General features: G+C 42.1%; 22 protein-coding genes. 11 read left to right on the top strand and 11 right to left on the bottom strand.

Annotated features, from left to right (window positions below; all coding sequences use genetic code 11):
- The first annotated feature begins 49 nt into the window (after positions 1-49).
- Positions 50-964, top strand: coding sequence for a PfkB family carbohydrate kinase (locus MTO98_RS05845; RefSeq protein WP_243485674.1), 915 nt, complete (start codon positions 50-52; stop codon positions 962-964).
- A gap of 278 nt (positions 965-1,242) precedes the next feature.
- Here MTO98_RS05845 and MTO98_RS05840 read toward each other — a convergent pair whose 3' ends face one another.
- From MTO98_RS05840 to MTO98_RS05825, 4 genes are read right to left on the bottom strand one after another with little or no spacing between them, the layout of a single operon-like run.
- A complete protein-coding gene (locus MTO98_RS05840; protein WP_243485673.1) occupies positions 1,243-1,485 on the bottom strand; it encodes a cytochrome b5 domain-containing protein in 243 nt (80 codons plus the stop codon).
- Positions 1,482-2,168, bottom strand: coding sequence for a lycopene cyclase domain-containing protein (locus MTO98_RS05835; RefSeq protein WP_243485672.1), 687 nt, complete (start codon positions 2,166-2,168; stop codon positions 1,482-1,484). Before MTO98_RS05835 ends, MTO98_RS05840 begins: the two co-directional genes overlap by 4 nt.
- Positions 2,165-2,710, bottom strand: a complete 546-nt coding sequence (locus tag MTO98_RS05830; protein WP_243485671.1) for a hypothetical protein — start codon at positions 2,708-2,710, stop codon at positions 2,165-2,167. Before MTO98_RS05830 ends, MTO98_RS05835 begins: the two co-directional genes overlap by 4 nt.
- Positions 2,710-3,561, bottom strand: a complete 852-nt coding sequence (locus MTO98_RS05825; RefSeq protein ID WP_243485670.1) for a phytoene/squalene synthase family protein — start codon at positions 3,559-3,561, stop codon at positions 2,710-2,712. Before MTO98_RS05825 ends, MTO98_RS05830 begins: the two co-directional genes overlap by 1 nt.
- A gap of 81 nt (positions 3,562-3,642) precedes the next feature.
- Here MTO98_RS05825 and MTO98_RS05820 point away from each other — a divergent pair, with 81 nt between their 5' ends.
- Both MTO98_RS05820 and MTO98_RS05815 read left to right on the top strand, forming a co-directional pair.
- Complete coding sequence (locus MTO98_RS05820) at positions 3,643-5,124, top strand: NAD(P)/FAD-dependent oxidoreductase (protein ID WP_243485669.1); 1,482 nt, start codon at positions 3,643-3,645, stop codon at positions 5,122-5,124.
- A 102-nt stretch (positions 5,125-5,226) separates the two neighbouring features.
- Complete coding sequence (locus tag MTO98_RS05815) at positions 5,227-5,835, top strand: helix-turn-helix domain-containing protein (RefSeq protein ID WP_243485668.1); 609 nt, start codon at positions 5,227-5,229, stop codon at positions 5,833-5,835.
- A gap of 93 nt (positions 5,836-5,928) precedes the next feature.
- On the opposite strand, the gene MTO98_RS05810 is transcribed toward MTO98_RS05815, so the two are convergent.
- Both MTO98_RS05810 and murB read right to left on the bottom strand, forming a co-directional pair.
- Positions 5,929-6,465 carry an RNA polymerase sigma factor gene (locus MTO98_RS05810; RefSeq protein WP_090528721.1) on the bottom strand — a complete coding sequence of 179 codons (537 nt, stop codon included), beginning with the start codon at positions 6,463-6,465 and terminating at the stop codon, positions 5,929-5,931.
- 264 nt (positions 6,466-6,729) lie between these two features.
- On the bottom strand, positions 6,730-7,749 hold the full coding sequence (gene murB / locus MTO98_RS05805) for a UDP-N-acetylmuramate dehydrogenase (RefSeq protein ID WP_243485667.1): 1,020 nt from the start codon (positions 7,747-7,749) through the stop codon (positions 6,730-6,732).
- A gap of 454 nt (positions 7,750-8,203) precedes the next feature.
- Here murB and MTO98_RS05800 point away from each other — a divergent pair, with 454 nt between their 5' ends.
- The 5 genes from MTO98_RS05800 (at position 8,204) to MTO98_RS05780 (ending at position 14,105) form a co-directional block, all read left to right on the top strand.
- On the top strand, positions 8,204-8,581 hold the full coding sequence (locus MTO98_RS05800) for a BlaI/MecI/CopY family transcriptional regulator (protein WP_243485666.1): 378 nt from the start codon (positions 8,204-8,206) through the stop codon (positions 8,579-8,581).
- 5 nt (positions 8,582-8,586) lie between these two features.
- Positions 8,587-10,578 (top strand): M56 family metallopeptidase, encoded by a 1,992-nt coding sequence (locus tag MTO98_RS05795; protein WP_243485665.1) that lies wholly within the window; start codon positions 8,587-8,589, stop codon positions 10,576-10,578.
- Between the two features lie 193 nt (positions 10,579-10,771).
- A complete protein-coding gene (gene recN, locus MTO98_RS05790) occupies positions 10,772-12,466 on the top strand; it encodes a DNA repair protein RecN (RefSeq protein ID WP_243485664.1) in 1,695 nt (564 codons plus the stop codon).
- Positions 12,467-12,493: 27 nt separating this feature from the next.
- Positions 12,494-13,258 carry an energy transducer TonB gene (locus tag MTO98_RS05785; protein WP_243485663.1) on the top strand — a complete coding sequence of 255 codons (765 nt, stop codon included), beginning with the start codon at positions 12,494-12,496 and terminating at the stop codon, positions 13,256-13,258.
- A gap of 34 nt (positions 13,259-13,292) precedes the next feature.
- Positions 13,293-14,105, top strand: coding sequence for an enoyl-ACP reductase (locus tag MTO98_RS05780; protein ID WP_110586904.1), 813 nt, complete (start codon positions 13,293-13,295; stop codon positions 14,103-14,105).
- 71 nt (positions 14,106-14,176) lie between these two features.
- Here MTO98_RS05780 and MTO98_RS05775 read toward each other — a convergent pair whose 3' ends face one another.
- Positions 14,177-14,563: a hypothetical protein gene (locus MTO98_RS05775; RefSeq protein WP_243485662.1), complete on the bottom strand. Its 387-nt coding sequence runs from the start codon at positions 14,561-14,563 to the stop codon at positions 14,177-14,179.
- A 149-nt stretch (positions 14,564-14,712) separates the two neighbouring features.
- Between MTO98_RS05775 and MTO98_RS05770 the strand changes: the two genes are divergently transcribed.
- Positions 14,713-15,822, top strand: coding sequence for a carboxypeptidase-like regulatory domain-containing protein (locus MTO98_RS05770; RefSeq protein WP_243485661.1), 1,110 nt, complete (start codon positions 14,713-14,715; stop codon positions 15,820-15,822).
- A 230-nt stretch (positions 15,823-16,052) separates the two neighbouring features.
- Here the strand turns inward: MTO98_RS05770 and MTO98_RS05765 are convergent, their stop codons facing one another.
- Entirely contained in the window at positions 16,053-18,587 is a 2,535-nt protein-coding gene (locus MTO98_RS05765) for an ATP-dependent Clp protease ATP-binding subunit (RefSeq protein WP_243485660.1), read from the bottom strand.
- A gap of 524 nt (positions 18,588-19,111) precedes the next feature.
- Between MTO98_RS05765 and ettA the strand changes: the two genes are divergently transcribed.
- Together ettA and MTO98_RS05755 are read left to right on the top strand one after the other, a co-directional pair.
- Entirely contained in the window at positions 19,112-20,794 is a 1,683-nt protein-coding gene (ettA, locus tag MTO98_RS05760) for an energy-dependent translational throttle protein EttA (RefSeq protein WP_243485659.1), read from the top strand.
- Between the two features lie 89 nt (positions 20,795-20,883).
- On the top strand, positions 20,884-21,300 hold the full coding sequence (locus MTO98_RS05755; RefSeq protein WP_243485658.1) for an SMI1/KNR4 family protein: 417 nt from the start codon (positions 20,884-20,886) through the stop codon (positions 21,298-21,300).
- Between the two features lie 66 nt (positions 21,301-21,366).
- Here the strand turns inward: MTO98_RS05755 and MTO98_RS05750 are convergent, their stop codons facing one another.
- The 3 genes from MTO98_RS05750 to MTO98_RS05740 form a co-directional block, all read right to left on the bottom strand.
- Positions 21,367-22,176 carry an SDR family oxidoreductase gene (locus MTO98_RS05750; protein WP_243485657.1) on the bottom strand — a complete coding sequence of 270 codons (810 nt, stop codon included), beginning with the start codon at positions 22,174-22,176 and terminating at the stop codon, positions 21,367-21,369.
- Between the two features lie 329 nt (positions 22,177-22,505).
- The gene (locus tag MTO98_RS05745) at positions 22,506-23,828 is read right to left on the bottom strand and encodes an MFS transporter (RefSeq protein WP_243485656.1); all 1,323 of its coding nucleotides are present in this window, start codon (positions 23,826-23,828) and stop codon (positions 22,506-22,508) included.
- A gap of 173 nt (positions 23,829-24,001) precedes the next feature.
- Positions 24,002-25,381, bottom strand: coding sequence for a M20/M25/M40 family metallo-hydrolase (locus MTO98_RS05740; RefSeq protein WP_243485655.1), 1,380 nt, complete (start codon positions 25,379-25,381; stop codon positions 24,002-24,004).
- Between the last annotated feature and the right edge of the window lie 56 nt (positions 25,382-25,437).

Genomic DNA, 25,437 nt, shown 5'->3' with positions numbered 1-25,437 from the left:
TCCCTTATTTTTCACAATATTTGCGACGAAAAAATATAAATATCTTTACATGAGTTTGTTAGTTATTGGCACTGTGGCGTTTGATGCCATTGAAACCCCTTTTGGTAAAACCGATAAAATAGTAGGCGGTTCTGCAACCTTTGCAAGTTTGGGCGCTTCTTACTTTTATGATAAAATAAAAATTGTTGCCGTTGTTGGCGACGACTTCCCTCAACATGAAATTGAGGACCTCCAAAACCACAATGTTAATACCGAAGGCCTGCAGATCAAACAGGGCGAAAAATCATTTTTCTGGAGTGGCCGTTACCATAATGACATGAACAGTCGTGATACCCTGGTAACTGAACTCAACGTACTGGAAGCCTTCGATCCTATCATTCCGGAAAGTTACCAGGATTGCGAATACCTGATGCTGGGCAACCTTTCGCCGCAGGTACAGCAAACCGTTATCAGCCGTCTTAAAAACCGCCCTAAGCTTATTGTAATGGACACCATGAACTTTTGGATGGATATTGCCCTTGATGAGCTATTGAAAACCATACAGATGGTTGACGTTTTAACCATCAATGATGCCGAAGCACGCCAATTATCGGGCGAGTTTTCACTGGTTAAGGCCGCCCGTAAAATATTAACCATGGGCCCTAAATACCTTATCATTAAAAAAGGAGAGCACGGTGCCTTGTTGTTCCATGAAAATCAGATTTTTAGCGCCCCAGCCCTTCCATTGGCCGAGGTGTTTGATCCTACAGGCGCAGGCGATACTTTTGCAGGTGGCTTTATTGGCTATATGGCTAAAGTGGGTACTGTTAACTTCAACAACATGAAAAACGCTATTATCTTTGGTTCGGCACTGGCCTCATTCTGTGTTGAAAAATTTGGTTCTGAAAGATTAAGGAACCTGAGTGAAGAAGAGATAGCTAACCGCATACAGGAATTTGTAGGCCTGGCTAAATTTGAATTGTAAACTCTTGCCTCTCTTACTTAGGAATTACTATATATACCACATCCTAAAAAAGAAAATGTCATTTCGATAGAGCACGGAGGGCTGTGAGATGGGGCGAAAGAGAAATCTTCTACATCTGGTTCTACAACCATACTGTTAAAAGCAGGGCGTAGAAGATTTCTCCTCACCTCCGACGCGCAAAGCCCTCCTTGGTTCGTCGAAATGACATTTTTTATTTAATGATAACACCTACTCTTCGTTAGGAAAGGCTTAAAATATTCAAGCCCTCTGTGATAAGTTTATACCGGCTTTAGTTTTCCTATCTTCTCAAACTTTTCAAATACAGTTTCTGTATGCGGGGCATCGGCAAGCTCGTCTGTAAGGTCCTGACCTGCCCAATGCTCATAGTGTTTGCCGTTACGCCACAGGCGGCTTTCCGTTACATCATAAATATCGCCTTTGTAGGCTACCCATACCTGTGGCTTATCCTGCCCGTTACGTAAGGCCAGCTGCGATTTAGTGTATCGTGGCAGTTCGCTCATTTGCTTGATTTCAATTTTCGCTGTTTAAAATATTCAAAGAAACCAATATTCATCAGCAATAGGGCCATGAGGTAAAAATGATCTTCTACGGGGATAGTACCAACCCGTTTCCCAAGATTTTCGGCATTGTTATACAGCACAATTGGTACTGAGGTTAATATACCGTTCACTATATAAAACGGCAAAAGTGCTACAAAATATGCCAGGTAATACCGGTTTAACCAATCTGCTTTAAAAACGTATTGGATAAGCAGTACCAACGCCAACAATAAACTAAAGGTAACTACGGTGTAAAGCCTGTCATGATAAAATATCAGCATCAGGATGCTCAGCATTATTACCATGCTGCTTATGATACTGGTTAGCCTGAAAGGCATTAGCCATTTAACATAATAATTGAGGCATGCGTAAATAAAAATGCAGGCAAATGGCACGGTTAAAAAAAACAGTATTTCCTCTAAGGGCAAACCCCAAAATTTAACCCCAATAATGTATGCCTGATTGAACGACCAAACACCGTGAATGGTGAAAAGCACATCCCAAAACAAAAAGAACAAACCGGTAACAAGCATACCCGGCCATATAAATTTCCAGGTTTTGTAAAAAGCCACCCTTTTATCAAACGAAAGCACAACGGGGAAAAACACCGTTAGCAGATTGATCAGCAAATAGGTGTATCTCACGTAAGTTCGGTTAAATGTTTGTTTAGTACCTGATTTTGGGCAGGTGTGCACCTTTTGGAATGGATCAGGAATTTGATGATTGCGATAGTTAATTCCTTATCGGCCGAGCCATAGTTCTTTTTATCCAGTTGTGCTATAATATCTTCGCTATCGGCTGCAAGATCTTTATTAAAGCCTAAAATGGATGGCACATTATGTTCAATAGAAAAGCGCATAAACCTGATCTCGATATTATGCGGGTCGGCAGTTACAGCTTGCTTAAATACTTTTTCTGACCGATTAAGGTATTTCACTTTAGAGTACGGGTTCCAGGCATGCTTGGCCTTTAAAGCCAGTAATGCCCCTATAAAACCATTTACAATGCCGTTTTTTTCTTTAATACTGTTGAGGCTGTTATACAGGGAATCGGCTGTCTTGCTTTTATCTATTGCAATCACCATTTGCTTACGCAACACTTTCAAATTTGGTTCTTCGGCTTTGGCCGATTGAAAAACGAATGATGATGCCAAAATATTGGCTATAAAAAAAATCTTCCTGAACATTAAATAACGTTTAGCTTTTGCTGCAGAACAGCTTTGATGTATAAACTCATTTTACGGGCATCAGAAACCCTGATACGTTTTTTAAGTATTACGTTGGCCGATGTATAGCTTATTTTTTTAAACAGCTGCAGGTAATAAATATACGCAATATAAACCCCAAGCCTGGTGCCCGCGGGCAGGCGCTTTATCCCCTCAAAAGCCTCATCAAAATCGTGCTTAATTTCGGCTTCAATGGCAAGCTTGTCCTGCTCGGTAAAGTTATTAAAATCTATCCCCGGAAAATAGGTACGCCCGCGTTCGGTATAGTCGGCCTTAACATCCCGCAAAAAATTAACTTTTTGGAATGCGGCCCCCAGGCTTCGTGCTTTGGGGATCAGTGATTGATACAAAGCATCATCACTGGTGAATATTCTCAGGCACATCAGGCCGATAACCTCTGCCGAACCGTATATGTATGTTTGATAGGTATCCTTATCATAAGCTTTATTATCCAGGTCCATCGCCATCGATCGCAGGAAAGCTCTGATCAACTCGTGATCAATATGATACTGGTTAACCACCTGCTGAAATGAGTGAATAACCGGGTTGGTGCTTATGCCCTCTTTAATAGCGCAAAATGTTTCGCTGCCAAACCTGTCAATCAATTGCTGCTGATCGTAATCATGAAAGGTATCTACAATTTCATCGGCATAACGCACAAATCCATAAATGGCATAGATAGGGTACCGGAAACTTTTATCGAAAGTTCTGATGCCAAGACTAAATGAAGTACTGTACTTTTTAGTTATCAGTTTACTGCATTCAAAACATGCTTCATCGTACAGGTTCATCATCGGCCTTAGCGTGGTCATTTGTTCAAAAGTACAAATTCAAAGCGGTATTGTTTTTTATGCCCATAAAACAATTTGCTTAACTTGGACTTCACATTAAACATGAGCAGCAGCAAGCATATAATTGTTATTGGTTCGGGCTTTGCAGGATTATCTGCAGCCTGTATTTTGGCTAAAGAAGGTTATAAAGTTACCATACTCGAAAAAAACAATCAGCCCGGAGGCCGCGCCCGCGTCTGGGAGCATAACGGCTTCCGTTTTGATATGGGGCCAAGCTGGTACTGGATGCCGGATGTGTTTGAAAACTTCTTCGCGCTGTTCGGCAAAAAGACCTCCGACTATTATCAGCTTAAAAGACTGGATCCCGGCTATCGCATTTATTACAGCCCAAATGAAATATTGGATGTACCTGCAAACATGGCCGAGCTCGAAGCCCTGTTTGAACAAACAGAACCTGGCAGCAGCAAAGCATTAAAAGAGTTTTTAGCCCAGGCGGAATATAAATATAAAGTAGGTATGGGCGAATATGTTTTTCGCCCCTCCCACTCCATTACCGAGTTTATTGATTTCAATCTCATCAAAAAAAGTTTCAGTATTCAACTGTTGACCAGCATGAGCAGTCATGTACGCAAGCATTTTAAAAACCCTAAACTGGTTAAACTACTTGAGTTCCCGGTGTTGTTTTTAGGCGCTACCCCGCAAAATACCCCGGCTATGTACAGCATGATGAATTACGCCGATCTTTCGTTAGGGACCTGGTACCCGATGGGCGGCATGAACGAAATAGTAAAAGCTATGGTGAGTTTGGCTATAGAGCTTGGGGTTGAAATAAAACTGAACACGGAGGTCACTAAAATTGAGGTAAAAGATAAACAGGTTAGCAGCATACAAACCACCCAAGGTGTATTTACTGCCGATATGGTAATTGCCGGGGCCGATTATGAACATATTGACCAGCACGTGATTGATGAACCCCATCGCAACTACACGGCTAAATATTGGGATAGCCGTACCATGTCGCCATCGAGTTTGCTTTTTTATATCGGCACCAATAAAAAAGTGCCGGGTATACAGCATCACAATTTGTTTTTTGATGAGGATTTTGAGCTGCATGCCAAAGAAATTTACACCTCACCGCAATGGCCAACCAATCCACTATTTTACGTATGCTGCGCTTCAAAAACAGATAACACAGTAGCTCCCGATGGCGGTGAGAACCTGTTTTTCCTTATGCCGATAGCTCCGGGATTAAATGATGATGAAACCATTCGCGAAAAATATTTTAACCTGATGATGGGCAGGTTTGCCCACATTACCGGGCAGGACATCCGCAATTCGATAGTGGTAAAGCGTAGCTATGCATTAAATGATTTTAAAGCCGACTATCACTCTTTTAAAGGCAACGCCTACGGATTAGCCAACACACTTGCCCAAACTGCATTTTTTAAACCCGCCATGCGGGCCAAACATATCAGCAACCTGTTGTATACGGGTCAACTCACCGTGCCCGGGCCGGGAGTGCCACCTGCTATTATATCCGGGCAGGTAGTGGCGGCAGAGGCGATGAAGAAGCTGGCGCAGTAGGAAACACCTATACTAAACAGCAATGTCGTAAACATGACGTAAACAAGTCGGCAGTTAATATCTTTATACAGCTATACTTTTGTTCAGCAAAATATATCAAATATGAAAACCTATAACCCCGGAAAAAAGATCAAGGAACTGCGTAACCGTAAAGGATTAAGCCAGGAAGAATTAGCCGAACAAGCACAGCTAAGTTTAAGAACCGTACAACGAATAGAAAACGGTGAAACGGAGGCCAGGGGCGACACCCTTAAAAGACTGGCAACTGCATTGAATATTACCCCAGAAGATTTAACGGAATCACCTTTCGACCCGGCAGAAATTTTGAATAATGATAGCAGAAACTTCCTGCTGCAATTCAATTTATCAGCCTTAAGCTTCATTATATTTCCGTTGTTAGGGATAGCTTTGCCACTGGCATTATGGCTATCCAACAGAAAAAAATTAAAGGATATAGATAAGCCCTGTAAACGGCTTATCAATTTTCAAATCTCATGGTGCTTGTTTATAGCGATGACAATAATCATCCTTTTCAATAATGAATTTTTCCATATCCCCTCATCTATATTGAACCTTGGCGCTGGCGAAATTATATTGTTGAGTATGCCGTTGTTTTATGCTGTAAACTTTATTTATATCATTTTTAACAGCGTACTGGTATATAACACCCGGCAAATATTTTATCAGCCGGCTGTACCGTTTTTAAGATAAGGCGCGCCGGATAATAACAACCTATATCTAAACAAAAAACCCGCCTCATGGGGCGGGTTTCCTATTATATATATGATGGAGTTTAATTGAACATTAATTCTCGGCATAAACGGGTTTGGCGATACCGTTATCATATGCTTTAAGGTTTTTCTTAAGCAACTTGCGTGCTACGTGTATACGGGTTTTTACAGTACCGATTGGGATATCCAGATGATCGGCAATTTCATGGTATTTATGACCTTCAAAATACATAGTGAAGGGTACATAATAATCTTCAGGCAGCCTGTCTAAAGCTTTTTTAATATCATCCATTACAAATTTAGCTTCGCCCTGATTTTTAGTTGAACTGAATACCAGGTTTGGAGATGAAATTTCATCACTTTTGGTAACGAAGGTGCTCATTTTAACAAAACGGCGATAGTTGTTGATGAACGTATTTTTCATGATGGTATATAACCATCCTTTTAAATTGGTGCCTTCCTTAAACTTGTTGTAATAAGTTATGGCCTTCAACATTGTATCCTGGACAAGGTCGTTAGCATCGTCTGCGTCGTGCGTGAAATGTAAAGCGTATGATCTTAAAGAAGTCGCCTGACGTAGTACAAGGGTGTTAAACTCAATCTTTGTCATTTTGTTAAAGTTTTGTGTTAACAATTAGACAAGCATGATGCCACTAACCTAAAAAGTGTAGTAAAAACTCCACAATTAAATTTCGGCGTAAGATTTTGGCAAGTGTGTAATACTTACACTTTAAAATCAATAAAACAATTGATTAACAGTCACTTATATATAAAAAATAATAAATAACAAAACACGAAAACAAAAGATTTGTAACAGGAATGTTATTTAGAACAAATTTTATTTAAAACAGAAATTCACTTTAAATAAACTTATTTAACTAATAATATTAACCTCCCGTTGTAGTGTAACGCCAAATTTAGTGTACACACTGTCTATGATTTGCGACGAAAAATCATACACTTCCTGTCCGGTAGCCCCTCCGTGGTTCACCAATACAAGGGCCTGGTTCTTCCATGTTCCTGTGTGGCCAACAGTTTTTCCCTTCCAGCCGCACTGTTCAATGAGCCAGCCGGCGGCAAGTTTTACGCCGCCATCTGCAGCAGGGTAGTTCACCACATCCGGAAATTTAGCCTGAACTGCGGCAAACTCATCTGTGCTGATCACCGGGTTTTTGAAAAAACTACCGGCATTACCAATAGTTGAGGGATCGGGCAGTTTAGATACCCGGATATGCGCCACCACCTGTGATACATCTTTTATGGTAGGGTTTACAATCCCCCGGCTTTGCAGCTCCAGCCCTATTGCACCATATTGGGTATTGATGTTCGGCGTAAGCGATAAATGAAATTTTACCGATACTATAATATATAGTCCTTTCAGCTCCGCTTTGAACACACTTTCGCGGTAGCCGAATTTACAATCCTCTTTGCTAAACTCTTTAAACGTACCTGTTGCTATTTCAAAAGCGCGGCAGCTGTGAAAAACATCTTTCAGCTCTACACCATAGGCACCTATGTTTTGAATGGGTGATGCCCCTACCGAACCCGGAATAAGGCTCAGGTTTTCGATACCGGCATAACCATGGTCAACACAATAGTTTACCAGGCCGTTCCATACTTCGCCACCACCAACTTCAACATAAACATCATCATGACTAATGCGGTGCTCAATGCCCCGGATATTCATGCGGATCACCAAGCCGTCAAAATCATTAACCATCAGCATATTGCTGCCGCCGCCAAGTACCAGCCGTTCGGTTTGCTGCCATTGCGGATCCGCAAACAGCTCTGTTAGCTCATCTTCATGGGCTATTTCTACAAAGTAGCGGGCACGGGTATCAATACCGAAAGTGTTAAAATTTTTGAGGGATACGTTTTCCTGTATTTGCAACATAGTTCTGATTTCGGATTTGGGATGTTCGATTTCGGAATTTTGATTTCCGAAACCCTTCAGCGCAAAAGTAATTAAAAGAAGATGATTGTTGATTTGGGATTTTGTCTGAACCGGGATTTGGGGAGATTTTGGGATGGGCAGGATTTTCTTTTTTCTGAACCCGAATTTTTAGAATTAAGAAATGATCAGAATTTTTGAACGATAAGCAAATTTCATAAATTCTTTAATTCAAAAAATTCAGGTTCAGACAACATCATACAAGAAAAATCCAATAAAATCTCAAAAATCCCCCCAAATCCAGGTTCAGACTTCATCCAACCACTCACCTAATCAACCCAATCAACCACTCACCACCTCCCCAACCGTTAAAATTTGTTAAAAAAATCACAAATCCCTTGCAAATACGAAAACCATCGTAGATATTTGTACGAAGAAATTCGTAATAGAGAAACAGATGGAAATTAAAGCAACAGAAAGCGAACTTGAAATTTTACAGGTAATTTGGAAAAAGGGCCAATGCACCGTACGTGAAGTTCATGAGGAGCTTTCTAAAACAAAGGATGCCGGCTACACCACTACTTTAAAACTCATGCAGATTATGCATGATAAAGGAATGGTTGAGCGCGACACCACTTCAAAAACACATTTATACAAAGCTTTATTCACAATGGAGCAGGCGCAAAGCAACGCTTTGGATAAAATCTTGTCTACTGTATTTAAAGGCTCCACTTCCGACTTGGTGATCCAGGCGCTTGGCCAGCACCGCGCATCAAAAGACGAGATTGACGCTATTAAAAACTTTTTGAATCAATTTGATCAGGATAAAAAATAAACGTTATGGAAAACTTATTCTATAATATAAGCCAGGTGTTAGGCGTAACCATTTTACAATCGCTATGGCAGGGATTGCTCATATGGTTCGCCTTAAGATTAGTGTTCATTTGCGCGCCGCAATTATCGGCCATTAAAAAGCATAATTGGGCTATGGGCGCTATGCTTACTTTAAGCGCCTGGTTTATATACACGTTTATCCATCAGTTCAGGCTGCACGAGTGGGTCAATTACACAACCGCCAATGCACCCTCTTTATTACCACGTTTCTACCTGCCGCTGCATGAAGTAGCAGCCAGACCGCAAAACAGCTATTACGAATATGTTATAAAAGGCTACCTGCCCTATATATCGGCCCTTTACTTTGCGGGATTGGTGTTTAACCTGCTTAAGGTAAGCTTAAGCTGGCAAAGGATCAGCCTGATAAAACGTACTATGGTACCTGCCGACAGGCTGCAGGACTTTGCCGATGACCTTTGCCAAAAGCTGGGCATTACTAAAAATGTTTGGGTAAACTTTAGCCGCATGGTTGATGCCCCCTGCATGATTGGCTTTTTAAGCCCCATTATTTTGTTGCCGATAACCCTTACTACATACTTATCGGCAACCGAGGTTGAAGCCATTTTACTGCACGAGCTATCGCACATTAAGCGCAATGATTACCTGCTTAACCTGGTGCAGCAATTTATTTCCATACTGTTATTCTTTAATCCCTTTGCCCAATTAATTAACCGCATTATTAACCAGGAGCGTGAAAACAGCTGCGACGACCTTGTTGTACAAACTACGCAACAACCGCTCATTTATGCGCACGCCCTCCTTAAACTGGAGCAAACCAGGCAGCAGCATTTACAGCTGGCCCTGGCTGCTAACGGCAAAAAATATCATTTATTAAACAGAATTGAACGCATCATGAAAACAAAGAAACCTATAGGCAATATCCGCCACCTGCTTGTGGCCATTGCCATAATGGCTGCCGGCGTTAGCAGCATCGCCTGGCTAAATCCCACTATAAAAGATGGTAAGCTAACTGTTAAAAAAGTAACTGCTCCCGCTGCCCTGCACGCCGTTTTTGTAGAGGATACTGTACGCAAGGCAAAAGCCAAAAAAGCCGTAACCTATAAAAAGAAAACCCAGGCCGAAATTGTTAAGGCCAAGCAACGTCATGAGTCTTTCAACTACGATGGTTTTAACGATGCTGAATTGGAAAAGCTAAGCGCCGAGGTAAGCAAACAAGGCGAACTGATGGGTAAATACTACGCCAGCGACTCTTTCAAAAAGCAACAGGAAATGATTGAAGCCAAAAGCAAAGCTTTGCAGGCTTATTACAACACCGATGCCATGGAGAAAATGAAGCTGGAGATGCAAAAGATGGGCGACGATTTCCAAAAGGAATATGGTGAAACATCTGAAAGCAAAAGAACCAGCGAGCAGATGGGTGAGATTGGCCGCAAGATAGGTGCTTATTACAGCAGTCCCGACTTTAAGAAAATGAACGACGAGCTGGAGAAAAAATATGGCATCCCTCACAACCGTGGCTACAACGGCTATAACGACGATAGAGACCCCAACTACAAAAAATACCAGGACGAGCTGCAAAGCAAGATTCCTGATGATGTAAAGAAGCAGACAGAACTATTGAAAACCCTTGGCCAAAAGATCCGTAGCCGCTATGATTCGCCTGAATTTATCGCCAAAAGAAACCGAATGCAGGCTATGGGCGATAGCCTGAGATTGGCTTATGATAATCCTGATATCAAGAAGCTACAGGAAGATATGAAAAATATCGGCAAACAAATGCGCGTTTACCAGGACAGTCCCGAAATAAGGGCTGCACAACAAAGGCTTAAAGAAGCCAGCAAAAAACTGCAGGACTATATGAAAAGCCCGGCCTTTAAACAAAAAATGAAACTGTACCGCGATAAAATGGATAAAGACTTTGATTATAAGTTTGACAATGACGAGCTGGAGGATATAAAACCCGATACCGCTGACTAACTGATATTGAGTCAGAAGTTTTAAGTCTAAAGTTCAAAGTCTCAAGTCCTGCTTCGACTTCGAACTTTAGACTTAAGACTTTCGGCTTACCTCAACCAAGACTAAATAAATTAGCAAACAGTATTAAAAAATATTTTTTAAAGAGCCTTAATTTGTAATTTAGTGTCCTCAATAAAATGAGGACACTTTTTTTATGCTTCAAAAGCTAACCATTAATAATTACGCGCTTATTGATAACCTGGAGATAGGTTTTGATAGCGGCCTGAACATATTAACCGGCGAAACCGGTGCAGGTAAATCGATCATATTGGGTGCCCTTTCGCTTATTTTGGGGCAACGGGCCGAAAGCAAATATTTTTTTAACCAGCAAAAGAAATGCGTTATTGAAGGTACGTTCAAGATCAGCGGCTTTCATTTAGCCGATTTTTTTGAGGAGAACGATTTGGATTACGAAACAGAAACCGTGCTTCGCCGCGAAATTTCTGCCGATGGTAAGTCTCGCGCTTTTGTGAACGATACGCCTGTTAACCTTACCGCGCTGAAACAACTGGGTGAAAAGCTGATCGATATCCATTCGCAGCATGCCACATTAGAGATCAACGATCCCGAGTTCCAGCTATTGGTGGTTGATTCGGTTGCCCGTCATTCTGATTTGCTTTTTGATTATCAAACCAAATTCCGCGCTTATAAGAAGTCATTAAGTAAGCTTAACCAACTGATTGCCGAAAGCGATAAAGCCAAGGCCGATCTGGATTATTTCCAGTTTCAGTTTGATGAGCTGGAAAAGGGAGCACTGGTTGCCGACGAGCAGGAGCATTTGGAACTGGAGCTCAACACGCTCAACAATGCCGAAGAAATTAAGCGCAATCTTTTAAACGCCAACTATCTTTTGCAGGATGGGGAGGCTGCCGCATTGATCCAGCTAAAAGAGGCGGGGCAAGCTTTAGGTTTGATAGAAAAATATAACCCTGCCGCTGCCGAACTGCATCAGCGCATCAACAGCGCAATCATCGAACTGAAAGACGTTGCCGCCGAAATTGATGCCATCGAGCAACATACTTTTATTGATGAAGCCCGCGCCGAAGAGGTGAACGCGCGGTTGAGCATGATCTACAACCTGCAAAAAAAGCACAGGGTAAGTACCAATGCCGAATTGCTACAGATCCAGGACGAGCTATCTGAAAAGATCCAGCAGGCTTTGTTCAGCGATGAAGCCATCGAGAAACTGCAAAAACAAATAGGCATCGATAAAGCTGAGCTGGAAAAACTGGCAGCACAATTATCAGTCAATCGCAAAAAAGCTATTCCTGATATTGAAAAACAGGTGCTGGCTACGCTGGCCGAAATGGGGATGGCAAGTTCAAGTCTGAAGATTGAGCAGCACCTGACGCCCCCCCCGCCCCCTAAAGGGGGTGCTACTGAGCAAGCTCCTTTGCTTACGGCTACGGGGATTGATAACATCAAGTTCTTGTTTTCGGCCAATAAGGGCCATGCTTTGGCTGAGATGAGCAAAGTAGCCTCGGGCGGTGAGCTTTCACGGTTGATGCTGAGCATAAAATCCATCGTGGCACAATACACAGCCCTGCCTACTATTATTTTTGATGAGATTGACACCGGTGTATCGGGCGAGGTGGCCAACAAGGTTGGAGTGATCATGGAACGATTAGCTCAAAACCTGCAGGTGATCACCATTACGCACCTGCCTCAAATTGCCAGCAAAGGCCAAAGCCATTACTTTGTTTACAAAGATGATAGCGAGGCCGCTACCTTTACCCGTATTAAACAGTTAAGCAATGATGAACGCGTGCTGGAAATTGCTAAGATGTTGAGTGGCGATAAACCGGGCGAGAGTGCGCTGCAAAATGCGAGAGAATTGCTGAGCATATAATCTCACTCAATTATAACCTAAACCGCAATGAGATTATTTTTATGTGCGATGATGCTTTTGGCTTCGTTTAAGCTATTGGCCCAGACAAGTAAACCTGATACAATTATTAAACGGGATACTATTAACCTGCGCGGGTATATTTACGACAGGATGGGTAAACCCATTAGGTACATTGGTTTACAATCAACCAACACCTGGATGGAAGCACCTTCATGGCACCTTGGCACTATGACCGATACCACCGGTTATTTCGAATTAAAAGGAGCTAAGTTTAATGATACGCTAACTTTTGAAGAAAGCGTATTGTATAATGCCGTCCCGGTTTACAATAAAGGCAGCAGGTATATGATCATTTATCTGACCTCATTACCCCCTATAGATATAACCGCTCAAAATCCCATCGCTATTACCGCAATTCGTAAGCGCAAAAAAGTAACGCCAATATTTAATGTAACTTATAGTACTGCTAATATTGATAAGTTTAGTTTTCAAGCGCCTCCCAAATTTGAAGGCGGAAACGAACGTTTTATTGAGCTGATAAAACAGCAGTTGCATTATCCCCAAAAAGCTATTGATAACAATATTGAAGGTATGGTAACGGTGGGTTTCCTGATTGAAAGAGATGGCTTCCCTGTTAATTTTAAAATACTGAAAGGCATAGGTTACGGCTGCGAAGAAGCACTGATCAACATCATAAAATCCCTGCCTCACTGGCGACCGGCCATTGAAACCGGTCGACCGGTTGCCGCGGCCCAAACTGTTTCGGTTGAATTTATACTAACTGATAAATAATTATAACTTTGCTTCAATTATAAAAACTTAACAAATGGCTTATAATTTATTAAAAGGTAAAAAAGGCATCATTTTCGGTGCACTAAATGAGCAATCAATAGCCTGGAAGGTGGCACAACGCGCCGTACAGGAAGGTGCTGAAATTGTATTATCAAATGCCCCCATTGCTTTACGCATGGGCGAACTCAATAAACTGGCCGAAGAATGCAACGCGCCTGTTATTGGTGCCGATGTTACCAATGGCGATGATATCAACAATCTGTTCACTAAAACACTTGAACACTTTGGCGGTAAGGTTGACTTCATCCTGCACTCGATAGGTATGAGCGTTAACGTGCGCAAAAACATCCCTTACTTTGAAAACAACTACGATTTTACCCACAAAGGGTTTGATATATCGGCCTTAAGCCTTCACCGCATCTTACAAGCGGCTATGAAGCATGATGCTATTAACGAATGGGGTTCGGTACTGGCTTTAAGCTATATCGCTGCTCAGCGTTATTTCCCTGGCTACAATGATATGGCCGATAACAAAGCAGTATTGGAAAGCATTGCCCGTAACTTTGGTTACGAGTACGGTATGGCTAAAAAGGTACGTGTTAACACCATTTCTCAGTCGCCAACCCGCACTACCGCAGGTTCGGGTGTAAAAGGTTTTGATGGCTTTATCGAATTTGCCGAAAAAATGAGCCCGCTGGGTAATGCTGATGCTGATCAGTGTGCTGATTACTGTGTAACTATGTTCAGCGATTTAACCAAAATGGTTACTATGCAAAACCTGTATCACGATGGTGGTTTCTCGTTCACCGGCGTAACCCAGGCAGTTATTGACCAGATGGCTAAATAATATAATATCGCTATTCAATAAAAAAGGAGCCTTTGCGTTTGCAAGGCTCCTTTTTTGTTAATTCAATTGCTTTACGGCACTAAAACAATTTTAAGTTTCAATGGGCCGGGAATACCATTTCCTGTAGGTAGGCTTCCATCGGCGTTTTGCGCATCAATATACAGTGTACCTTTGGTGTATACAAACCTATAGCTTATACCACCATATACATCTGGTAATTGTTCATAAGTGCCATTATCTTCTATGTATACTAATACAGCACCATGATTATTATAATAATCGGTGATTTCAGGCACTGCTAAGGTTGTGGTGTAACCATTGATACTATTGTCCAATACAAAATTTGGAGTTGTGTCAAAAATAGTTGTAGCGCTTGGACTGGTGGTTACATACTCCTTTTTACATGATGTTGCAGCAAGTACAATAGTGCAGCAAATTAAAGTCAAGATTTTTTTCATAAAGTATTGCGTTAGTTATTATAACTGTATGAACATAAAATTGTTCAAAGGTTTAAACGCTTTTTAAATTATTTTATTTCGGATCATAATTTACTATGATTTTTCACAACGCCATATTGATTAACTAAAATTTTAGTTTAACTTTAACTATGCGTAAGTCTTTGTTGTTTTTATTGTTACTAATACCCATAGTTAGTTTGGCCCAGGTAAAAATTACCGGAAAGGTGATAAACATGACCGATACTAAACCAGTGCCTAACGCCAGTGTATTTTTAAACAACGCCCAGGTAGGCAACAAAACGGCCGACGATGGCACTTTTACATTAAGTAACGTGAAACCAGGCAAGTATGATTTTATCGTATCTATTGTAGGCTACGAAACTTATACCCATAGCCTGCAGGCAGGCAGTACCAATATCAATTTAGGTACCATCAGCATTATCCCTAAAACCTTCCAGTTAAACGAGGTAAAGATCAGGCCCGACCCTAACCGTGAAAGATACTACAGTATATTCAGGCAACAATTTCTTGGGAGCTCGAAAAACGCCGCTCAATGCAAAATCCTGAACTCGGATGTGCTTGATTTCGAATATGATGATATTACTAATATACTAAAAGCATCGTCGCATGATTTTCTGGAAATTGAAAACAAAGCTTTAGGTTATCATATCAGGTATAAGGTAACCAACTTTAACTACAATATCCCCAGGGTTATGCTATACTATGAAGGTATTTCCACGTTCGAAGATCTGCCGGGAACCGAAAGACAAAAACAAAAATGGCATAAACGGCGGCAAACCGCATACCTTGGTTCCAGCATGCATTTTTACCGGTCGGCTATTAAAGACAATCTTACAGCCGAAAACTTTGTAGTAATGCGCCTGATCCGTGATCCCAATCCTGGTTACCGGGGCGGATCAAACAATAAGTACCATCAAAGCCTTGTCAATAAGCCGCTAAACAGGAACGAATTTTTTAATTTAACAGATCGGGAGGGACTTTTTGCCATAACTTTTACCGACTGCCTGTATATCATGTATACAAAAAAAGAGCAGGATCCGTCAACCAGTTCTATCCAGGCTCTCGATATGCCTAACCATGCCACAACTATCGTCTCATTTGAAGAGCCTCATGCTTTTTTTGACAATAACGGAATCATAGCAAATCCTCATGCCATTATCTACGAAGGTGATTGGGGCGTAAGCCGCGTTGCCGAAATGCTGCCAGTTGATTACGAGCCGGAGGTGGAAAGGAAGTAGATTATAAATGTCCTTTGCTATTGTACCCCAAATCGTCATTGCGAGGAACGAAGCAATCCCCGATTTGCAGAGGGGCTATGCAAGTCTCTCTGTACCGTTTGGGATTGCTTCGTTCCTCGCAATGACGTTTTTTTATGCAATCCGTTAAGTCCAGTGGCTAATCTCCAAACAAAAAGCCCCGTTTCGGTTTCTCGAAACGGGGCTTTAATATTACTTACAGTATTACAAAATTACTTTTGCTCTTCCTGCTCAGGTTTTTTGCTTTCGCCTTTCCTGTCGGTGATTTTGATCTCTTTGGTTTCAGTATCAAAATCAACTACCATTACGTCACCTTCGGCTAATTCACCTTTCAGGATCTCTTCGGCAATCGGATCTTCCAGGTATTTCTGGATGGCGCGTTTAAGCGGCCTTGCACCAAATTGCGAATCGTAACCTTTATCGGCAATGAAATCTTTAGCAGCTTCGGTAAGCTCGATCTTGAAACCTAAGCCATTTACACGGCTAAACAGGTAAGCAAGCTCAATATCGATGATCTTGAAGATCTCGTCTTTTCCTAATGAATTAAATACGATAACATCATCAATACGATTTAAGAACTCAGGTGCAAAAGCACGTTTCAAAGCGTTTTCGATAACACCGCGTGAGTGGCTTTCGGCCTGTAAAGTTTTAGCGTTAGTGCTGAAACCTACACCCTGGCCAAAGTCTTTCAACTGGCGGGCACCGATGTTAGATGTCATGATGATGATGGTGTTCCTGAAATCAACCTTACGGCCTAATGAATCGGTAAGCTGGCCTTCATCCAATACCTGTAACAGGATATTAAATACATCAGGGTGAGCTTTTTCAATCTCATCAAGTAACACTACAGCATATGGTTTACGGCGTACTTTTTCAGTCAACTGTCCACCTTCTTCGTAGCCTACGTAGCCCGGAGGCGCACCCACTAAACGGGATACAGCAAATTTCTCCATGTATTCGCTCATGTCAATCTGGATCAGGGCATCCTCAGTGTCAAACATAAAGCGGGCAAGCTCTTTGGCAAGCTCCGTTTTACCAACACCTGTAGGGCCTAAGAAGATGAATGAACCGATAGGTTTTTTAGGATCTTTCAAACCTGCACGGGTACGCTGTATAGCACGGGTTAACTTTTTGATAGCTTCGTCCTGGCCAATGATCTTGCTGGCAACGGTATCAGCCATGTTCAGCAATTTCTGACTGTCGGCCTGACCTACACGTTGTACAGGGATGCCGGTCATCATAGATACTACCTCAGCAACGTTATCTTCAGTTACGGTGTAACGTTTTGATTTTGTTTCGGCTTCCCAAACAGCTTTTGCCTGGTCAAGCTCAACTAACAAATTCTTTTCTGTATCACGCAACTGCGCAGCTTCTTCATATTTCTGACTGCGAACAACTTTGTTTTTCTCAATCTTGATCTGTTCGATCTTTTGCTCAATATCCAAAATGTTTTGAGGCACGTGGATATTGGTTAAGTGAACACGTGAACCTGCTTCGTCAAGCGCATCGATAGCCTTGTCCGGTAAAAACCTGTCGGTAATGTAACGGGTGGTTAAGTTAACGCAAGCGTTAATAGCTTCAGGAGTATAAGTAACACCGTGGTGTTCTTCATATTTATCCTTAATGCGGTTCAGGATCTCGATAGTTTCAGTCGGCGTAGCCGGCTCAACCATTACTTTTTGGAAACGACGGTCCAAAGCACCATCCTTTTCAATGTACTGGCGATATTCATCTAAGGTGGTTGCGCCAATGCATTGTATCTCTCCTCTCGCCAAAGCTGGTTTGAACATGTTCGATGCATCAAGCGAACCTGAAGCACCGCCAGCGCCTACTATAGTATGGATCTCGTCAATAAATAAAATTACATCAGGTGATTTTTCCAACTCGTTCATTACCGCTTTCATACGCTCTTCAAACTGGCCGCGGTATTTGGTACCGGCAACCAATGAGGCTAAATCAAGTGTAACTACACGCTTATTGAACAATACACGTGATACTTTGCGCTGAACAATGCGTAATGCAAGACCTTCGGCAATGGCCGATTTACCTACACCCGGCTCACCTATTAATATAGGGTTGTTCTTTTTACGGCGCGATAGAATTTGTGATACCCTTTCGATCTCTTTTTCACGACCAACAATAGGGTCAAGCTTGCCGTCTTCGGCGGCGCGGGTTAAATCGCGGCCAAAGTTATCAAGCACCGGTGTTTTCGATTTAATGTCAGATACCTTTTTAGGCTGACTAAATGACTCTTCTTCTTTAAAGTCGTCATCGCCACCTGTAGGTGATCCCGGCATTTCGTCAGTAACATCGTTTTTATGTGATTCAACTTCACCCTTAAATACTTCGTAGTTCACATTAAACTGTACCAGTATCTGTGAGGCAATGTTGTCCTCATCGCGAAGGATAGACAGCAGCAGGTGCTCTGTACCGATCACATCGCTTTTAAATATTTTGGCTTCCAGATAAGTTATCTTTAATACTTTCTCGGCCTGTTTTGTTAACGGGATGCTGCCGATATGTACGTTTGTTCCAATAGTTCCCTTTACTGCATCCTCAACGGCGCGGCGAAGTTTTGCGGTATCAACGTTCAATCCCTTCAGCAATTTAATTGCTACACCATCCCCATCGCGGATAAGCCCAAGCAAAAGATGTTCAGTACCTATATAGTCATGCCCAAGACGTAATGCCTCTTCCCTGCTATATTGAATAACATCTTTTACCCTCGGCGAAAATTTAGCTTCCATATATACCTTTCTTAATATTGAACGCCCTAATGTATAAATTATGTTTTTACAAATTACGACGCCTGTTTTACTTTCATCAACAATATTGCCAACATTTAAAGCTTTGCAGAAACAGACATTGTTATGATACGCAATGTATCAAAGTTTGGCATCAATCAATAGTTTTTATCTAAAAAGCCAGTTAACAAGCATTTTTTTTACAATATACGAACGAAACTTACCTGTTTGATATAAATATCCTAAAAAAGTTTAAACAAATTTCAAATATTTAATAACATTTCCACCATTTAAGGCATTTCGTCATAAACATGACAATTAGGCATTAGCCTGTAATTATCGTCATATAACTATATACGGGGAACGCAGGATGATGGTTGTGCCTCTTCACTTAAGGTTCAATTAAATTTAAATTAACATTATAACTCAAAAATCAGCTTAAAATTACTACTCCTAATCATTTATTCTGAAGCCTCCTTTTCATCTATTTTAGCCATATTTGAATTTCTATTTATCGATCAATTATAATGGCAGACGAAAAGATAATTTTTTCAATGGCCGGGGTTAGCAAAGTTTATCCCCCGCAAAAAACAGTATTAAAAAACATATACCTGTCGTTTTTTTACGGCGCTAAAATCGGCGTTATCGGCTTAAACGGTTCCGGTAAATCGTCATTGCTCAAGATCATTGCAGGCATTGATAAAACCAATATAGGCGAAGTGGTATTTTCGCCGGGTTATACCGTTGGCTACCTGAGCCAGGAACCCGAACTTGATCCTGAAAAAACAGTACGGGAAATAGTTGAGGAAGGTGTTGCTGAAACTACCGCCTTATTAAAGGAATACGAGGAGATCAACGAAAAATTTGGTTTGCCTGAGTATTACGAGGATGCCGACGCCATGGAAAAACTCATGAACCGTCAGGGCGAACTGCAGGACCAGATTGATGCCGTGAACGCATGGGAATTGGATAGCAAACTGGAACGCGCTATGGATGCCCTCCGCTGCCCGGAACCTGATACTAAAATTTCAGTACTATCGGGAGGTGAGCGCCGCCGTGTGGCTTTATGCCGCCTGTTATTAAAGGAGCCGGATGTTCTGTTACTCGATGAGCCTACCAACCACTTGGATGCAGAATCAATTGATTGGCTGGAACAACATTTACAACAATATAAAGGAACAGTTATCGCAGTAACGCACGACAGGTATTTCCTCGACAATGTTGCAGGCTGGATCCTTGAGCTTGACCGTGGAGAAGGTATCCCATGGAAAGGAAATTATTCCTCATGGTTAGATCAGAAAGCCAAGCGTTTGGCACAGGAAGAAAAGAGCGAGAGCAAACGTCAGAAGACTTTGGAGCGCGAACTTGAATGGGTACGCATGGGCCCTAAAGGCCGCCACGCCAAGTCAAAAGCCCGTTTAGGCAATTACGAAAAACTGGCATCCGAAGAAACAAAAGAACGCGAAGAAAAGCTGGAGCTGTTTATTCCGCCGGGGCCACGTTTAGGTAATGTGGTAATTGAAGCCAACGGCGTAAGCAAATCATATGGCGATAAATTATTGTTCGATAACCTGAGCTTCTCCTTACCTCCGGCCGGTATAGTTGGTATCATCGGCCCTAACGGTGCCGGTAAAACCACACTGTTCCGTTTAATCACCGGACAGGACCAGCCGGATGCCGGTACCTTCCGTGTGGGCGAAACGGTAGCTTTAGGTTATGTTGACCAGATGCATGACGATCTTGACCCTAACAAATCTGTTTGGGAAAACGTAACCGGCGGTTTGGAAACTATTATGGTTGGTAACCGTCCGCTCAATTCAAGGGCATACGTATCCAAGTTTAACTTTAACGGTGCCGATCAGCAGAAAAAAGTAGGTGTACTATCAGGTGGTGAACGTAACCGTGTGCACCTTTCTATCACTCTAAAAAAAGGATCGAACGTATTGCTGCTGGATGAGCCTACCAACGACATCGACGTAAATACACTGCGTGCACTGGAAGAAGCGCTGGAGAACTTTGGCGGCTGCGCCGTAGTGATCAGTCACGACCGCTGGTTCCTCGACCGTATCTGTACCCACATCCTGGCCTTTGAAGGTAACTCACAGGTTTACTTCTTTGAAGGAAACTATTCCGATTACGAAGAAAACAGGAAGAAACGTCTGGGCGATGTGGCTCCGAAAAGGATTAAGTATAAGAAGTTGACGGTGTAAGAGCCTGTCTAAAGCCGTATCATAAATTAAATGATGCGGCCTATGTATTTATGCTTAAATGAGTTCTCCCAAAAATCCATTTAAATAAAATGGAAAATCCTGAATACCTATTAAACAAATACAAGTTTGAACGAAGGCCTCAACCTTTGGAACAGGGTATTTTAGAAGCCATCCCCTTTCAATTGCCCGAGGATTACAAATTTTACCTGGAAAACTACGAACCGTTTGAGGGGCCTATTGGCAGCGAATACGTACAATTTTGGAAGGCCGATGAACTTTTAGAAATAAACAAAGGATATGACATTACTGAATATCTCCCTGATGTTTTCGGCATTGGGAGTAACGGCGGGGGCGAGTTTATAGGCATCGAGTTTCTAAGCGATGGTACTCATCGCATAATTCTCTCAGACCTTATCAGTATGGAAACGGAGTATTTTATTGAGATAGGAACTTCCTTTTTTGATATGCTTGTTCGGCTGGATAACGGCAGGGAATGGTTTGAATAAAACATTAAAACAATAAAGCCCCCCCTGTTTTGAGTGGCTTTATTGTTTATGTATGATACCAAAATCTTATTTTATCCCGTAATGGTCATTCATCAATTTCTCGAACAAACCACCCGGCAATATCGCTTTAAGAGTAGGCACAATAGTTTGGCCAACCTGCCCAACCAGATAACGGTGTTTAGGGCTTGATGAACCTACTATCGAAACCAGTTTTTTGGCTAATGATTCAGGGCTTGGGGCAATGCTTTCGTCTTTTTCCATGGCTGCAACTGCGGCATTGTATTCAGTTTCCAGCTTATCGTTTTTGATGGGAAACTTCACTTTAGCGCGGTTCTGACTAAAATCAGATTTAAAGTCGCCCGGGTTAAGCAAGGTTACTTTAACACCAGTGTTACGCAGTTCCATCCGCAAACTTTGCGAGTAACCCTCAATAGCATACTTTGAGGCACTGTACATACCCTGGTATGGCAAACCGAACAGACCGGCCAGTGAACAAATATTCACAATAAGTCCTTGTCCTTTTTCAATCATTCCAGGCAATACTGTTGAGCTAACACGGATCACACCAAAAAAGTTAACCTCAAACTGCTGCTTGGCACTTTCAACCGGCATGGCATACGCCGGACCTGTTACACCGTTGCCGGCATTGTTCACCAATACATCAATTTTACCTTCGGCTTTAATAATGGTGTCGATAGCAGCTTTTACCGAAGCATCGTCAGTCACATCAAGCTGAACAGGCTTAAATGATACGGATTTCATACGGTCGAGATTACGCGATGAACCGTAAACAGTATGACCTGCTGCCTGCAGCGCGTTGGCACAAGCCAGGCCAATACCAGAAGATGCTCCTGTTACTAATATTACCTTTTTCATTGTTGTAAGGGTGAGTTGTTTTGTTTGATTGTTTATTGGTTGCTTGTGCCGTTTTTCGGCAGCGTAAAGATGTGAATTTATATCCCAGCAAAACAAGGGGATAGGTTAAAAATAATGTTGACTACATGAAAAATTCATGGTAGCAAGCGGGACAAAAACATTAAAAAGATGTCATTTCGAAACGAGGAACGTTGAGAAATCTTATACACCCTATTAAGCCAACAAGCAAGGCTGCTTTGCCACGCGTACAAGATTTCTCTTTCGCCCCGGCGCGCTATCCCTGCCCTGCTCTATCGAAATGACACTTTTTGAGTTTGCTTTTATCACTCTTATCCTTCCTTTATTCCCTCTTCGCCCGGCGCATGGATCTGCTGCAGGGATAGCGGAATCAGTTTTTTAGTCTTGAGATAAGTAATGCCAACAATGATCATGGTCATGCTGCCACCAAACAATACTGAAGGAACTGTGCCCAGCAATTGCGCTGCTGTACCCGATTCAAAAGCACCAATCTCGTTTGATGAGCCTATGAACATCTGGTTAACTGCCGAAACCCGGCCGCGCATATGATCAGGCGTTAAAAGCTGCATCAACGTACCACGAATAATAACGCTGATACTATCAAAAGCACCTTCGGTAAAAATAAACAGCAGCGACAGGTAGAAATTGGTTGACAGACCAAAGCAGATAATAGAAGCTCCGAAACCGGTAACCGCGATAAGCAAATTACGCCATGGTTTTCCCATCGGCGAAAAACGCGTCATTACCAGCATGGTCAACACTGCTCCCAACGAGGACATAGCCCTCATAATACCCAGTCCCTCGGCACCTACTTTCAATATTTCGTTTGCAAAAACCGGTAGTAAAGCTACCGCACCACCAAAAAATACCGAGAAGAGGTCAAGGCTCATAGCGCCGATCATCATTTTATTGCCAAACACAAAATGGATCCCTTCCGAGAGGCTTTTCCAGATACTTTCTTTAGGGATATATTGCGCGGGATATTTCCTGAGCATATAAACCAATACCAGCGATACCAATAGTAAAAACAGGATACAGCTAAAGGTAGCAGTAATACCGCTTAAACCGGGTATCACTTTATCAGCGTAACCGTATATCAAACCTCCGGCTGCCGGCCCCAAAATAGATGCCACCTGCCAGCTGCTGCTGCTCCAGGTGCTGCCGTTAGGATATAATTCTTTAGGGATGCTATTAGCATAAATTGTAAATGTAGCCGGACCATAAAAAGCACGCGCAATACCGTTACAAAATATCATGGCATACATGATCGGCACTATCCATCCCGTATGTATAATACCGCTCATACTGCTAAGCGTAACGGTAAACATAACTAACGATGTAAGTAAAACACCACTGAAGATCAGCAAAAGCATTTTACGTTTTTCTGATTTATCGGCGATATAGCCGCCATATAGTGCAATGCCTATAGCAGGTATTGCCTCACAAAGACCAATAAGGCCTAAGGCAATTTTACTATGGGTGATGCTATAAATATAAAAGCCGAGTACTACGGCTTGCATGGAATATGCAAAGGTGAAACAAAAGCGCATGCCTATGTAAGATCTGAAATCTTTATAACGCAATGCTGCAAAGGAGTCTACTTTTTGGGGTTTACTATCGCCTTCTCCGGTCACTGTGAGTGTTTTTTTGATGTGCCGCAAAGGTAGCTATTTTTTTGAACCTTGATTAATAGGATTAGAGGATTGCCATGAGATGAAGACTTACGAAGTTTTAAAAACTTCGTAAGTCTGGGCACCGTAATGAACGAACATCATGGTCATCTTCCAATCCTAAAAATCATGGTTCATTATAATCCGTGCTGATCAATCAGATATATAAATGCCGCCATACCAGCTGCACCAAGTTCAAGCTCACGCTTGTTAACGTTTTCAAAAACGTCTTTAGCAGTATGATGCAAGTCAAAATATCTTTGTGAATCCGGGCGAAACCCGATCAATATAACGCCGGGCAAAGTTTCTTTCATCGGTTCAATATCAGTGCCGGCACCACCAATGGTTAACTTATCAACATCGTAAGGCTCCAGTATTGATTTGAAGTTATCATTTATCCTTTTGATAAAATCTTTTGATACATCAGCAAAGCTAAAACCACGAGGGGTAAAACCGCCTTCATCTGTTTCAATAGCTGCGATATGCTGTTCTTTATTTTGGGCAGCCAGTTCGGCATATTTTGTACCACCTTTATGACCGTTCTCTTCATTCATAAAAAATACCGCACGTACTGAATTTTTAGGTTTATATCCCACGGCTTTAAAAATCCGCAGCACTTCAACCGACTGCATTACACCTGTACCATCGTCATGCGCTCCTTCGGCAAGGTCCCATGAATCCAGGTGACCGCCAACAGTGATAAATTTATTAGGATTTTCAGAACCCGTTATCTCGCCTATAACATTGTACGATTTTACATCAGGCAACAACTCACAATTTTGTTTAAAGTAGAATTTAGCCGCCGGGAATTTCCTAAGCTTAAGCATAGCGCTCAACTTATTAGCTGCTTTTGTAGAGATAGCCGCGGCCGGAATGATTTTACTACCGGGGGTAGCAAGCGTAGCACCAGTATGCGGATAATCGTCAATAATTTCGGTAAGGGAGCGTACAATTACACCTGCCGCACCAAGCTTAGCCGCTACAGCCGGCCCCATAAAACGTTGATCGCCTGCATTACCATAGGCTGCCCCCGTTTCAATAAAACGCGGGTCGAAAGCCCGGTTAAAGAAAACTATCTTTCCTTTTACCACATTTTCGCCCAGGGATTCAAGTTCTTTTATACTCTTAACTTCTATAACATTGGCAGTAATGCCAGCTTTAGGCGTAGCTACACTCATACCTAACGCAACAATTGGAACCGGAATGCGGGTTTGGCCATCAATAATAGCAGCCTCTTCCTTTGCTCCACGTACCCAATGCGGTACCATAACTTCCTGCAGGTAAACTTTGTCAAAGCCGTAATTATCCATCAGCTTCTTGCTCCAGTCAACTGCCTTTTGCGCATTGGCCGAACCGCTTATACGCTGGCCAATATTTTTACACAGGTAACGCAGGTTTTCATAACACTGGCCGTTAACCAATGCTTCATCGTACATTTTGCGGATAGCTAATGAGTCCTGCGCTTTTACTTGCGCGCACAGCAACACTGCAGAAAATAGTAAGGAAAATTTCTTCATAAAAATAGCAAGATCAGTTTTAACAAATGTACTATTTGAGTACCAAAGGATGAAGA

Origin of the sequence: Mucilaginibacter sp. SMC90 (assembly GCF_022811725.1) — a bacterium.
GTDB lineage: Bacteria > Bacteroidota > Bacteroidia > Sphingobacteriales > Sphingobacteriaceae > Mucilaginibacter.
Note: the sequence above shows the minus strand (reverse complement) of the source record. Positions and strands in the feature narration are given on the sequence as shown.

Bases quoted from the DNA above. Each gene is read 5' to 3' on its own strand.
- MTO98_RS05815 (WP_243485668.1), top strand. From the start codon at position 5,227: ATGAAAACCTATAACCCCGGAAAAAAGATCAAGGAACTGCGTAACCGT.
- ettA (WP_243485659.1), top strand. From the start codon at position 19,112: ATGGCAGACGAAAAGATAATTTTTTCAATGGCCGGGGTTAGCAAAGTT.
- MTO98_RS05770 (WP_243485661.1), top strand. From the start codon at position 14,713: ATGCGTAAGTCTTTGTTGTTTTTATTGTTACTAATACCCATAGTTAGT.
- murB (WP_243485667.1), bottom strand. From the start codon at position 7,749: ATGTTGCAAATACAGGAAAACGTATCCCTCAAAAATTTTAACACTTTC.
- MTO98_RS05830 (WP_243485671.1), bottom strand. From the start codon at position 2,710: ATGTTCAGGAAGATTTTTTTTATAGCCAATATTTTGGCATCATCATTC.
- MTO98_RS05825 (WP_243485670.1), bottom strand. From the start codon at position 3,561: ATGACCACGCTAAGGCCGATGATGAACCTGTACGATGAAGCATGTTTT.
- MTO98_RS05785 (WP_243485663.1), top strand. From the start codon at position 12,494: ATGAGATTATTTTTATGTGCGATGATGCTTTTGGCTTCGTTTAAGCTA.
- MTO98_RS05820 (WP_243485669.1), top strand. From the start codon at position 3,643: ATGAGCAGCAGCAAGCATATAATTGTTATTGGTTCGGGCTTTGCAGGA.
- MTO98_RS05780 (WP_110586904.1), top strand. From the start codon at position 13,293: ATGGCTTATAATTTATTAAAAGGTAAAAAAGGCATCATTTTCGGTGCA.
- MTO98_RS05810 (WP_090528721.1), bottom strand. From the start codon at position 6,465: ATGACAAAGATTGAGTTTAACACCCTTGTACTACGTCAGGCGACTTCT.
- recN (WP_243485664.1), top strand. From the start codon at position 10,772: ATGCTTCAAAAGCTAACCATTAATAATTACGCGCTTATTGATAACCTG.
- MTO98_RS05845 (WP_243485674.1), top strand. From the start codon at position 50: ATGAGTTTGTTAGTTATTGGCACTGTGGCGTTTGATGCCATTGAAACC.
- MTO98_RS05775 (WP_243485662.1), bottom strand. From the start codon at position 14,563: ATGAAAAAAATCTTGACTTTAATTTGCTGCACTATTGTACTTGCTGCA.
- MTO98_RS05840 (WP_243485673.1), bottom strand. From the start codon at position 1,485: ATGAGCGAACTGCCACGATACACTAAATCGCAGCTGGCCTTACGTAAC.
- MTO98_RS05800 (WP_243485666.1), top strand. From the start codon at position 8,204: ATGGAAATTAAAGCAACAGAAAGCGAACTTGAAATTTTACAGGTAATT.
- MTO98_RS05765 (WP_243485660.1), bottom strand. From the start codon at position 18,587: ATGGAAGCTAAATTTTCGCCGAGGGTAAAAGATGTTATTCAATATAGC.
- MTO98_RS05795 (WP_243485665.1), top strand. From the start codon at position 8,587: ATGGAAAACTTATTCTATAATATAAGCCAGGTGTTAGGCGTAACCATT.
- MTO98_RS05750 (WP_243485657.1), bottom strand. From the start codon at position 22,176: ATGAAAAAGGTAATATTAGTAACAGGAGCATCTTCTGGTATTGGCCTG.
- MTO98_RS05740 (WP_243485655.1), bottom strand. From the start codon at position 25,381: ATGAAGAAATTTTCCTTACTATTTTCTGCAGTGTTGCTGTGCGCGCAA.
- MTO98_RS05755 (WP_243485658.1), top strand. From the start codon at position 20,884: ATGGAAAATCCTGAATACCTATTAAACAAATACAAGTTTGAACGAAGG.